The following is a 12068-nucleotide window of genomic DNA, read 5'->3' as shown; positions in this document are numbered from 1 at the left end:
CCTCACGAGTGTAGGCCCTCGGACCGACAGCTCCGGTCGCCGACAGCGGGTGTCGGCGAAGTCGTGACGCGAGTTACGGGACGGGCGCCTGGGACGGGGCGGGATTGCGCCGCTCGCGCCGGACCCGTACCAGCGCATCGGTACTGAAGATCGCGAGCGCCACCCAGATCAGGGCGAAACCGATCCACCGCGACGCGGGCATGTCCTCGTGGAGAACGGCGACGCCCCACGCCATCTGCAGCGCCGGTGTCAGGTACTGCAGCATGCCGAGTGTGCGCAACGGCACCCGTTGCGCCGCGGCGCCGAACAGCAGCAGAGGCAGGGCGGTCACCGGGCCTGCGGCCATCAGCAGCAGGGTGTGCCCGACCCCGAACCCCAGGAACGTGCCTGCGCCGGTGAGGGCGAGGAACACGAGATAGCCGACCGCGACGGGTGCGGCGACGATGCCCTCGGCCGTGAGGCTCGTCCGCGGATCGAGCGGCATCACCTTCTTGCACAGCCCGTACAGCGCGAACGAGGCGGCCAGGGTGAGCGCGATGTACGGCGGATGCCCGTAGTCGACGGTGATCACGATCACCGCGACGGCGGCGAGGGCGAGCGCGACGATCTGGGCGGGCACGAGCCGTTCCCGGAAGATCACGACCCCGAGCAGCACGCTCACCAACGGGTTGATGAAGTAGCCGAGCGCGGTCTCGACCACCCGGTCCGACGTGACTCCGTAGATGTAGGTGCCCCAGTTCACGGCGATGGCCGTCGACGCGGCCGTGACCAGCAGCCAGGTGCGCGCGCTGAGCCCGCGCAGCGAGCGGAGCCGGCCCGAGACCGCGAGGACGACGAACATGAGTGCGAGCGTCCACACCACGCGGTGCGCGAGGATCTCCACCGACCCGGCCGGGCCGAGCAGACCGAAGAACGCGGGGAACGCACCCCACAGCACGTAGGCGCCGACTCCGCAGGCGGCGCCCACGGTTTCCGCCTTCCGCGCCGTCACGAACCGCTCCCCGGGACGGCCCCGTCGTCGGGGCCGGGCGCGACGGTCTCGACCTGCTCCGGCAGCAGCGGGCGCACAGCGAACCGCCCGGCCACGGCGTCGGCGCCGAGCGCCTCGACCGCCCGGACGTCCGGTTCGGACCGCAGCGCGGCCAGCGCGTCGTGATCACCGCGGACGACGACGCCGATCACACACGCGCAGTTCCGGGCGAGTTCCGCCGACGAGACCGCCGCGACCTGCGCCTGCCGCGCCGTCTCTCCCGTCATCGCCTGGACGCGGCCGGCGGCCAGGACGCTCGCCCGGGCGAGGGCCGCGTCGCCTGCCGCGACGGACACGGGCACGAGGGGGGTCTGCACCCGGTCGAGCGGCACGCGGAAGAGCACCTGCGACACCCGGGTGCCGGGGGCGGCGCCCCGGACGGTCTCCGTGGTCACCGGACGCGTGAACGAGACCAGCGCCCAGTGCTCGTGGCGACCGTCCGCCTCGTCGAGCGATCGGTCCGCCCGAGCCAGGTAGTCGGCCACCGCTTCCCCGTTGTCCGGGCCCAGCGTGTCCGTCGACACGGGCGCCCGCCGAACGGGGTTCAGTGCCCCGAGCACGACCGTCACCGCGATCAGCACGACGACGGTGAGCACTGCCGGCACCGCGGCACCGCCGGGGCGCGGGAGCCGCACCTCAGCTCGCCCGCAGAACCCCGAGAGCGTCCTCGAGATCCTTCGGGTACTTGGACGTGATCTCGACCCACCGCCCGTCCGCGGGATGCGCGAAACCGAGCGACCGGGCGTGCAGCCACTGGCGCTCCAGCCCGAGGCGCTCCGCCAGCCGCGGATCGGCCCCGTACGTGAGGTCGCCGCAGCACGGGTGCCGCAGCGCCGCGAAGTGGACGCGGATCTGATGGGTCCGGCCCGTCTCCAGGTGGATGTCCAGCAGGCTCGCCGCCTGGAACGCCTCGACCGTGTCGTAGTGGGTGATGCTGGGCTTGCCGTCGGCGGTGACGGCGAACTTCCAGTCGTTGCTGCGGTGCCTGCCGATCGGCGCGTCGATGGTTCCGCTGCTCGGATCCGGGTGACCCTGCACCAGCGCGTGGTACCGCTTGTCGATGGTCCGCTGCTTGAACGCACGCTTGAGGAGTGTGTAGGCGCGCTCCGACGTGGCCACCACCATCACTCCGGACGTGCCGACGTCCAGCCGGTGCACGATGCCCTGACGCTCGTGCGCACCGGACGTCGAGATCCGGAAGCCCGCGGCGGCGAGGCCGCCGATCACCGTCGGACCGGTCCACCCCACGCTGGCGTGGGCCGCGACCCCGACCGGTTTGTCGACGGCGACCACGTCGTCGTCGGCGTACAGGATCTCCATGCCCTCGACGGGTTCCGCCTCGATGGTCAGCGGCCGCGGCGGTTCGGGCAGTTCCACCTCCAGCCAGGTGCCTGCGGACAGCCGGTCGGACTTGCCGACGGGCGCGCCGTCGACGAGCACCGAGCCTTCCTCGGTGAGCTGCGCGACCGCGGTGCGCGACAGACCGAGCAGCCGGGCGAGGCCGGCGTCGACCCGCATCGCTTCGAGCCCGTCCGGGACCGGCATCGACCGTGTTTCCCTCACTTCTCTACCCCCTTACGTGTTCCGTCCGGTTCCAGCCCCACCAGCGTGAGCACGACGAGCAGGATCGCACCGCACACGATCGCGGAGTCCGCCACGTTGAACACCGGCCACCAGCCGACGGAGACGAAATCGACGACGTGCCCCTGCATCACTCCGGGGGCCCGGAAGAACCGGTCGACGAGATTGCCGAGGGCGCCCCCGAGCACCAGCCCGAGACCGAGCGCCCACCACGGCGACCGCAGCGTCCGGCCGATCCGGACGACGCCGATCACCACACCCACGGCGACGAGGGTCAGCAGCCACGTCATGCCGGTGGCCATGGAGAACGCCGCGCCCGGGTTGCGCACGAGCCGCAGCGAGACGAGGTCCCCGATCAGCCAGACCGGGCGGCCGGGCTCGATGTTGGCGACGGCGAGGATCTTCGTCAGCAGGTCGGTCGCGAGGATCGTCCCTGCGATCGCGAACAGCAGCAGCCTGCGCTGATGCTTCGCCGGCCGGGGGGCTACGGCGCCGGACGTGTCACCGTCGTTCCGGTCTTCGGCGTCGGTCTCGTTCTCTGCCGTGGGGTCTTGACTCACCCGTTCATCATCCACTACGGAGGCAAGCCTCCGTTCACGCGCTCCCGCGCGCACTAGCCTGGGGTCGTGCCACTGTTCTCGAAAGCTCTGCGACCCGGATTCTGCCTGCTCGCCGCAACCCTCTCCCTGGTCGCTCTGACCGCCGGGTGCGGAGGTGACGGCGACTCCTCGGAGTCGACCCCCGCAGGGTCCACGTCCACTCCCGCCGAAGTGACCGTCCCGATCTCCGCCACCACCGTCGAACTGATCCAGCCCGGCGAGGAACCGCGGGAGGTGATCTCGCGGAGACCGCCGGCGGGAGTCACGCAGGACGTCCAGCTGACCACGGACGCGCAGGTGTTCCAGCAGATCGACGACCAGCCCGCCCAGGACTTCTCCTCCCCCCAGGTGACGCTCCCCCTCACCGCCGCCGTCGGCCGGGCGACCGAGGACGCGGACGGCGGCACCACCGTCGACCTCACGCTCGGCGACGTCACCAGCCCCGACGGCCGCCTCGGCAGCGCGCTCGAAGCCAGTGCCGGTTCCGGCGCCGGCTTCACCGTCGATCCCACCGGTGCGATCACGGCGCTGCGCCTGCGACCGGACGCCGAGTCCCAGGACATCGCCCGCTCCGCGATCGAGCAGGCCTTCTACCAGGCCGTGTACCGCACGGTCCCGTTTCCGGCGGAACCAGTCGGCGTGGGCGCCCAGTGGACGATCCGCCAGCAGGTGATGAGCGGCATCGCCCTCGACCAGACGACCGTGGCCGCCCTGACCGCGCGGGACGGCAACCGCCTCACCATCGACTACACGATCGACCAGAAGCCGAAGTCGCCCGTGTGGGAACTGCCCGGAGAGGCAGGCACGCTGAACGTCGACCAGTACGTGATGCAGGGCTCGGGCACCATGACCGTCGACCTCGGTCTGCCGCTGCCGGTGTCCGGGACCGTGACCGTGGGCGGTGACCAGCAGTACAGCGACCCCGACGGCGCCACCCGCCTGCACCAGACCACGTCGAACTCGGTCCGGTGGGGTTCCTGATGCGCCGCGGACCCGTCGCCGCCTACTGCTCCTTGCTGGCCGTGCTCGCGCTGTCGGCGTGCTCGTCGAACGCGTCCGGCGACGCGGGCGACGCCACCGCGCTGGAGCCGCTCGGTCCGGTGGTGACCGCCGCGCCGGACGCGGCGGGTACATCGTTCGCCGATCAGGCCGCGCTGAAGGCGGCGCTCCTCGACGTCGGCGACCTTCCCGTCGGATTCACCCCGGTGCCCGATCCCGAGGACGATCTGGGGTTGCCGCCGGCGTCGGAGTCGGCGGATTCCGACAAGTCGAGCACGGATCCCGCGGACTGCGGCGCGGTGCTGTCACCGGTCGCGGACCAGCGCGCGGGAGCGGCGGCCTCGGCGTCCGGCTGGTTCACCGGCCCGGGCTTCGCGACCATCGACCAGGACGCGGCGAGCTACGCCACCGGCGCGGACGCGTCCCAGGCCATCGCCGCGGTGCAGGAGCGGCTGCCGGGATGCACCCAGTACAGCGGCACGGACGCCGACGGCGTACAGGTGCAGTACCGGATCGGGGGCCGCGAGCAGCAGCCCGCGGGCGACGCGTCGACGGCGTTCCGGCTCGTCACCACCAGCGAGGGCGTCAGTCTCGTCTCGGATGTGGTGGTGGTCGTCGTCGGCAGCACCGTCACTCAACTGGTCGCGACGGGACAGGACCCGATCGACGCCGGCGTCTTGAACGACCTGACGAGCACCGCCGTGGCGAAGCTCCCGCCCGCACCCGCCGGCTGAGCCGGTCCCCGTAGACGACCGATGCCGGCGTCCCCGAGGGGACACCGGCATCGGTGCGGGAACGCGGCGATCCGTCAGGACCGCACGGTTCGGCCTGGAATCAGGCAGGGCATGCAGGCGAGGTCAGCTGCGCGAGCGACACGATCTGGCATGCGGTGATCTTCGACAGCTTCCACGTTCCGTTCTCGCCGGGAACGAAGATGGCCGGAACGCCACCCTGCTGGACCTGGCCGTTGACGGTCAGCTGCAGCTGGCCGCTGGCGGTGCCGTCACCGTTGTCGATGACCGGGTCGAGAACGGTGACCTCGGCGTTGTTGGCCTTGGCGGCCGCGGCGACCTGGTTGATGAGCTCCGGATCCTGCTCCGAGCCCTCGACCATCGCGGACTTGACCTCGAGCGGCGTCGCCGGGTCGAGGCCCTGCACCAGAAGCGCGTTGAGATCGGCCGCGGTGGGCACCTCGATGGCTTCCGAGGTCTCGGCAGCTGCGGAAGTCGTCGTCGTGGTCTTGGCCGCCGTGTCGCCCTCGTCGGAGCCACACGCGGACATCGTGAGGGCTGCGGCGATTGCAACTCCGGCAACCGTGATCTTACGAAGCTTCAACTCAATAACCTCTTCATTCTCGGTGTTCGTTCTCGGACGATCTGAGCTCGTTCGCTACCCGGGCGACATTACCCAAGGGTAGGCATCAGCGCCCGAGGCTACCTTCTCGTGGAGCCGGTCTCCACTCCCTCGTTCGGGCGGCGGGTCCGGTCACGCGAGCGAGCCTTCCACATCGGCCGGTTCGAGCTGCCCGTCGTCCTCCTTGAAGGTGCGGGCCTTTCCCGGACCCGTTGTGCGCGTTTCGAATCGAACGGTCACGACACCGTGCCCGGCACCCTGCACCCAGCCGTGGCCGAAGTCCGGGTGCGCCACGTCGAGACCGGGATGCCACCGGGTGTCGATCGCCCGGGCGGGTGCCGGGACGGGCTCGGAGAGGCCGTCGTCACCGGCCGCCTCCGTGATCTTCGACTCCTGGTATCCCGGCACGTCCAGGTCCAGTTCGGGGAACAGCGAGCCCTGGCGCACCGTCGACAGTCCGGCGAACCCCACCCCGACCAGACGCACCGGCCCGAGTTCGATCGGGTCGATCACCTGACGCTGCGCGGCCGCGACCAGAATGTGACGGTCGAGTGTCGCGTAGGGCAGCGTGACCGAACGCGTCACGATGCTCATGTCCGACTTCTTCAGCTTCAGCACCACCGTGCGCGCGGCCCGGCCGTCCTTCTGCAGGCGCACGAACGCGGACGCCGCGCTCGACTCGACGGCGCCCCGCAGTTCCGCCATCGTGACGATGTCGGTGGCGAAAGTCGTCTCCGCACTGACTTGTTTGGACTCGGCACGCTCGGCGACCGGCCGATTGTCGATGCCCTGCGCCAACCGGTGCAGGCCCGGTCCGATCGTGGTGCCCAGAATCGACGCGACCTCCGATTCGGGGGTCCGCGCGAAACCGCCGATGGTCTCGATGCCGAGCCGCTTCAGTTTCTCCTCCGCGACCGGGCCGATGCCCCACAGCTTCCGCACCGGAAGCTCGTCCAGCACCGCGTGCTGCTCGTCCGGCGAAATCACCGTGATCCCGTCGGGTTTGGCGAGACCGGACGCGATCTTGGCCACCTGTTTCCCCGACCCGGCCCCGATGGACGCGACGAGCCCCGTCTCCCCGAGGACCAGGGCCCGCAGACCCTCGCAATAGCGTTGCACCGCGGCCGCATCCGCTCCGGCCAGTTCGGTGGGTTCGCCGAACGCCTCGTCCATCGACAGCTGCTCGAGCACCGGCATCGGCCCGCGGAGCGCGTCGAACACGGACTTGCTGAGCATGCCGTACAGCCGGCCCCGCGGCGGCAGCACCACCGCACCCGGGCCCACCAGCCTCCGGGCCTGATGCATCGGCATGGCCGATCGCGCGCCGAACACCCGCGCCTCGTAGCTGGCCCCGGCGACGACACCGCGTCCGCCGAGACCGCCGACGAGAACCGGGCGGCCGCGGAGCGTCGGCCGGGTGAGCTGCTCGACGGACGCGAAGAACGCGTCCATGTCGAGGTGCAGCACCCACCGACGACTCACCTGGTGCAAAATACCCGCCCGGTCCGACAGGTCACGCCTTCGTGATCGCCGCCCGCACACCCTCACCGAGTTCGACGGCATCGCCCGGCGCTTCGGCCAGTTCCAGCTCGACGGCGAGGATCTCGCCCGCGATCAGTTCCCGGTGCGCGAGCGCCCAGTCCCGCCGTTCCGCGGGCACGTCGAGGACGACGGTGATCCGATCCGACACCTCGAGCCCGGCCGCGCGGCGCGCGTCCTGCAACTCGCGGATCCGGTCCTTCGCCCAGCCCTCGGCTTCGAGTTCCTCGGTGACCGCCGAGTCCAGGACCACCAGACCGGCCCCGTCGGGCAGGGCCGCCGTGGATTCCGGTTCGGCGGCGACGAGCCGCTGCGTGTACTCCTCCGGCAGCAATTCGATCCCCGCGGCGACGACGACGCCGTCCGAATTCTCCGACCAGTCACCGGCCTTCACGGCCTTGATGACGGTCTGCACGTCCTTGCCCAGCCGCGGCCCCGCGGCACGCGCGTTGACGACGAGCTCGAAGCGGCCGTGCACGTCCACGTCGGTGGTGAGGTCGACCTTCTTGACGTTGACCTCGTCGGCGATGAGACCGAGGTACGGGCGCAGCCGCTCCGCGTCCTCGGACGCGACCGTCACCTCGGGCAGCGGCAGCCGCACCCGCAGGTTCTGCGCCTTGCGCAGACCCAGCACCGTCGAGCACACCGACCGCACCTCGTCCATCGCCGACACCAGCTCCGCATCCGCGGGCAGTTCACCCTGGGCCGGCCAGTCCGCGAGATGCACGGACCGTCCGCCGGTCAGCCCCCGCCAGATCACCTCACTGATGAGCGGCAGCAACGGGGCGGCAAGCCGGGTGACCACCTCGAGCACGGTGTGCAGCGTGTCGACGGCCTCGGCGTCCTCGTCCCAGAACCGCGAACGCGACCGCCGCACATACCAGTTCGTCAACGCGTCGCAGAACGTGCGCAATTCGTCGCACGCCCCGGCGATGTCGTTCGTCTCGAGCGCGTCGGTGATGACGTCTCGGGTGCCTGCCAGCTTCGCGAGGATGTACCGGTCCAGGACGTTCGTCGAATCCGTGCGCCACTCACCGGACGTCGGCGCGTACAACTGCAGGAAGCTCCACGCGTTCCACAGCGGCAGCAGCGCCTGCCGGACACCCTCCCGGATGCCCTGCTCGGTGACGACGAGGTTTCCGCCGCGCAGGATCGGCGAAGACATGAGGAACCAGCGCATGGCGTCGGAGCCGTCGCGCTCGAACACCTCCTTCACGTCCGGGTAGTTGCCCTTGGACTTGCTCATCTTCAGGCCGTCCTCGCCCAGGACGATGCCGTGGGCCGCAACGGTCTTGAACGCGGGCCGATCGAACAGCGCCGTCGCCAGGACGTGCAGCGTATAGAACCAGCCGCGGGTCTGCCCGTTGTACTCGACGATGAAATCGCCCGGGAAATGCGCAGTGTCATCCCCCGTCGCTCCGCTCGCCCCGATGAACCACTCCCGGTTCTCGAATGGGTAGTGCACCTGCGCGTACGGCATCGACCCGGACTCGAACCAGCAGTCGAGGACCTCCGGAACGCGCCGCATCATCGACTTCCCGGTCGGGTCGTCCGGGTTCGGGCGCACCAGATCGTCGATCATCGGGCGGTGCAGATCCGTCGGCCGCACCCCGAAGTCACGCTCGAGTTCGTCGAGGGAGCCGTACACGTCCGTGCGCGGGTACGCCGGGTCGTCGGACACCCACACCGGAATCGGGCTGCCCCAGTACCGGTTGCGGCTGATGTTCCAGTCGCGGGCACCCTCGAGCCACTTGCCGAACTGTCCGTCGCGGATGTGCTCGGGCACCCAGGTGATGTCCTGGTTCAGCTCCACCATGCGCTCGCGGAACTTGGTGACCGCGACGAACCACGACGGGACCGCCATGTAGATCAGCGGCTGCCCGCTGCGCCAGCTGTGCGGGTACGAGTGCTCGATCGTCTCGTGCCGCAGCAACTTTCCAGCAGCCTTGAGGTCCTTGATGATCACCGGGTTCGCGTCGAACACCAGGAGACCCTCGTACGGCGGCACCATCGCCGTGAACTTGCCGCCCGGATCGAGCGGCTGCACCAGTTCGATGCCGTTGCGGACGCAGTAGTCGTAGTCCTCCTCACCGAAAGCCGGTGCCATGTGCACGATTCCGGTACCGGACTCGGTGGTCACGTAGTCGGCGGACAGCACCACGTGCGCGTTGTCGTGGCCGGCGAAGAAGTCGAACGGCGGGTCGTAACTGAGCCCGACGAGCTCGGAACCCTTGTGCTCGGACAGCACCTCCGGAGCCTCGCCGAGTTCGCGGGCATAATGCCCCAGCCGGTCCTTCGCGAGCACGTAACGCTTCCCGTCGCCGCCCGCGACCTGCACGTAGTCGATGTCCGGGTGCACTGCGACGGCGAGGTTGGACGGCAGCGTCCACGGGGTGGTGGTCCAGATGATGGCGTTGGCGCCGTCGAGCGGGCCCTCACCGCGGAGCGGCATGTCGACCGTGACGGCGGGATCCTGGCGCATCTTGTAGGCGTCGTCGAGCCGCGTCTCCTGGTTCGACAGTGGCGTCTGCTCGTACCAGCTGTACGGCAGCACGCGGAAGCCCTGGTAGATCAGGCCCTTGTCGAACAGTTCCTTGAACGCCCACATGACCGACTCCATGAAGTCGAGGTCCAGGGTCTTGTAGTCGTTGTCGAAGTCGACCCACCGGGCCTGACGGGTCACATAGTCGCGCCACTCGTCCGTGTAGCGCAGCACCGACGACTTGCAGTACTCGTTGAACTTCTCGAGACCCATGACGTCGATCTCGGACTTGTCCTTGATGCCGAGTTGCTTCTCCGCCTCGAGTTCGGCGGGCAGCCCGTGACAGTCCCAGCCGAATCGGCGCTCGACCTTCTTGCCGCGCATGGTCTGGAACCGCGGCACCAGGTCCTTGACGTACCCCGTCAGGAGGTGGCCGTAGTGCGGGAGACCGTTCGCGAACGGCGGGCCGTCGTAGAACACGAACTCGGGGGCGTCCTCGCGCTGGGCGACCGAGGCCCGGAAGGTGTCGTCCTCGTCCCAGCCGGCCAGCACCCGCTGCTCGATCTGGGGGAACCGGACGCCGGCGTCCTGGGAGACGCCGTAGTCGACCTTGGGGTACGACTCGTTGCTGCTGGTCACGTTGCTGGTGTCGGTCACCGCGATCTCCTCGTGCCTGACGTACTCGGCACGGGGACGACGGGGACGCCTCCTGCGTCACCACCGCGGTACCACCCCGCTTGCACCCCGGAGGGCGCCTCTCGGTGCAGGGCTGTGACGGGCCCACCCGTTCGGTTCTACTGAGCCGGCGTGCCGGCCGTTCTTCCGAAGGCTCCCCGGTGATGGCCGGATCGTCGCCACGAATCGGTTACTGAATTGTTCGCTGTATGCAGTCTAGCCGCCACCGCCGGACGGCAACTCAGTCGGGCTCGTCGGATCCGGGTGTCGTGCCCGTATCCGCTGCGGGACCGCGTTCACCGGGAACGCCGCTCGCGGGTTGCCGGGGCACGACCGCGGCCTTCTTACCCGCGAGGGCGCTGACGAGCAGCAGGACCGCTCCGGCGACACATACCACGATGCATCCCCAGGCCCACACGACCGAACCGGTCATGAGAGCCACCACAAGGAGAGCGAACCCCACCGCTGCAAAAGCGAGTGTCACGACCAGCACGGCTCAACCTCTATCCGGGCCGCTGGCTGGGCAACTACCGCGCGCTCAGTCAGCTATTGCCCTTGGCGTAGGACTGGCTGTAATTGGACTGCGATCCACCCTGCGCGAACGAATCCTGACCGCCGTCCACCGGAACCGCGGATCCCCGCTGCTCCAGTTCCTCGAGCTGCGACTCCAGGTACGACTTCAGGCGCACACGGTATTCGCGCTCGAACGTCTTGAGCTGCTCGATTCGACCCTCCAGCACGGAACGCTGCTGGTTGATCGTCGCCATGATCTCGGTGTGCTTCTTCTCCGCGTCCGCCTGCAGCGCGTCGGCCTTCTCCTTGGCCTGGCGCAGCTGGGTCTCGGAACGGGTCTGAGCGTCGGTGATCAGTGCTTCCGACTTCTGGCGGGCGTCCGAGATCATCGTCTCGGAGCGGGTCCGCGCGTCGCCGACCAGCTGCTCCGAGTTGGTGCGCGCGTTGCCGAGCAGCTGCTCGGACTCGGTCTTCGCGTCGCTCGTCAGCCGGTCTGCCATTTCCTGGGCGAGACCCAGGACCTTGGCGGCCTGCATGTGAGCGTCGGCGCCCTGGGCGGGGGCGGCGGCAGCCGCGGCGGCCGGAGCCGGAGCGGGCGCCGGAGCCTTGGGCTGCTCGACGACGCGCGCCGGCTCCGCCTTGGGGGCGGGAGTCGGTGCTGCGGACGTGGAGCGGGGAGCCTTCTTCGCATCGGCGAGCTCCTTGTCGAGCTCCCCTACTCGCTGCCGAAGGTCGGCGTTCTCCTCGATCAGGCGCGACAACTCTTGCTCGACGAGGTCGAGAAACGCATCGACTTCGTCTTCGTTGTAGCCCCGCTTACCGATCGGTGGCTTGCTGAACGCGACATTGTGCACATCAGCGGGAGTCAGCGGCATGGAAGGATCCCTTCACGCGTCATTTGGCGGTCTAGCAAGCATTCAGTTACAGCGCAGTCTACGTAACGGTGAAACAAGACTGGATCAATGGGGTCCATTCTGTCACACCACTCCCGCGGCACGCGCTTGTCCCTGAACGATCGACATCAGGATGAAGACGATGAACAGCAAGACCATGATGGATAGATCCAACCGCACCCCACCGAGATTGATCGGGGGGATCAACCGCCGAAGCAGTTTGACCGGTGGATCGGTGACCGTAAAAATCGCTTCGAGAATGACGACCACGACGCCGGTTGGCCGCCAGTCTCGTGCGAAGGTCCGTACGAACTCGACAATGATTCTGCCGATGAGTAGCAGCCAAAAGACAAACAGTATCAAGTAGATCACCGAGAACAAGGCCACACCTTCACTCTGCCTGA

The 12068-nt window shown here is 69.1% G+C and carries 12 protein-coding genes; 2 read left to right on the top strand and 10 right to left on the bottom strand.

All coding sequences use genetic code 11. The annotated features are described in order from the left end of the window. Positions 1-73: 73 nt before the first annotated feature. From rarD to lspA, 4 genes are read right to left on the bottom strand one after another with little or no spacing between them, the layout of a single operon-like run. Complete coding sequence (gene rarD, locus CJ179_RS40895; RefSeq protein ID WP_072945328.1) at positions 74-991, bottom strand: EamA family transporter RarD; 918 nt, start codon at positions 989-991, stop codon at positions 74-76. Further along, the gene (locus tag CJ179_RS40890) at positions 988-1665 is read right to left on the bottom strand and encodes a hypothetical protein (protein ID WP_095865247.1); all 678 of its coding nucleotides are present in this window, start codon (positions 1663-1665) and stop codon (positions 988-990) included. The genes rarD and CJ179_RS40890 overlap by 4 nt, the downstream gene beginning before the upstream one ends. 1 nt (position 1666) lies before the next feature. Further along, positions 1667-2593, bottom strand: coding sequence for an RluA family pseudouridine synthase (locus CJ179_RS40885; protein WP_005260233.1), 927 nt, complete (start codon positions 2591-2593; stop codon positions 1667-1669). After that, positions 2590-3186, bottom strand: coding sequence for a signal peptidase II (gene lspA / locus CJ179_RS40880; RefSeq protein ID WP_174705524.1), 597 nt, complete (start codon positions 3184-3186; stop codon positions 2590-2592). Before lspA ends, CJ179_RS40885 begins: the two co-directional genes overlap by 4 nt. A 51-nt stretch (positions 3187-3237) precedes the next feature. Between lspA and CJ179_RS40875 the strand changes: the two genes are divergently transcribed. Continuing rightward, positions 3238-4191, top strand: coding sequence for a hypothetical protein (locus CJ179_RS40875; RefSeq protein ID WP_095865246.1), 954 nt, complete (start codon positions 3238-3240; stop codon positions 4189-4191). Beyond that, a complete protein-coding gene (locus CJ179_RS40870) occupies positions 4191-4943 on the top strand; it encodes a sensor domain-containing protein (protein ID WP_095865327.1) in 753 nt (250 codons plus the stop codon). The genes CJ179_RS40875 and CJ179_RS40870 overlap by 1 nt, the downstream gene beginning before the upstream one ends. A 100-nt stretch (positions 4944-5043) precedes the next feature. Here CJ179_RS40870 and CJ179_RS40865 read toward each other — a convergent pair whose 3' ends face one another. From CJ179_RS40865 to CJ179_RS40840, 6 genes are all read right to left on the bottom strand, one after another. Next, the gene (locus tag CJ179_RS40865; RefSeq protein WP_012688046.1) at positions 5044-5544 is read right to left on the bottom strand and encodes a hypothetical protein; all 501 of its coding nucleotides are present in this window, start codon (positions 5542-5544) and stop codon (positions 5044-5046) included. A gap of 150 nt (positions 5545-5694) precedes the next feature. Beyond that, positions 5695-7029 (bottom strand): DNA polymerase IV, encoded by a 1335-nt coding sequence (locus CJ179_RS40860; protein ID WP_095865326.1) that lies wholly within the window; start codon positions 7027-7029, stop codon positions 5695-5697. Positions 7030-7075: 46 nt separating this feature from the next. Then, positions 7076-10240, bottom strand: a complete 3165-nt coding sequence (ileS, locus tag CJ179_RS40855; RefSeq protein ID WP_095865245.1) for an isoleucine--tRNA ligase — start codon at positions 10238-10240, stop codon at positions 7076-7078. 259 nt (positions 10241-10499) lie between these two features. Continuing rightward, on the bottom strand, positions 10500-10751 hold the full coding sequence (locus CJ179_RS40850; protein ID WP_072945343.1) for a hypothetical protein: 252 nt from the start codon (positions 10749-10751) through the stop codon (positions 10500-10502). Between the two features lie 49 nt (positions 10752-10800). After that, entirely contained in the window at positions 10801-11646 is an 846-nt protein-coding gene (locus CJ179_RS40845) for a DivIVA domain-containing protein (protein WP_072945346.1), read from the bottom strand. A gap of 102 nt (positions 11647-11748) precedes the next feature. After that, positions 11749-12051 carry a YggT family protein gene (locus tag CJ179_RS40840; RefSeq protein WP_072945348.1) on the bottom strand — a complete coding sequence of 101 codons (303 nt, stop codon included), beginning with the start codon at positions 12049-12051 and terminating at the stop codon, positions 11749-11751. Between the last annotated feature and the right edge of the window lie 17 nt (positions 12052-12068).

Source organism: Rhodococcus sp. ACS1, assembly GCF_002300155.1.
Lineage (GTDB): Bacteria > Actinomycetota > Actinomycetes > Mycobacteriales > Mycobacteriaceae > Rhodococcus_F > Rhodococcus_F koreensis.
This window is presented reverse-complemented; position numbering and strand designations above follow the sequence as displayed.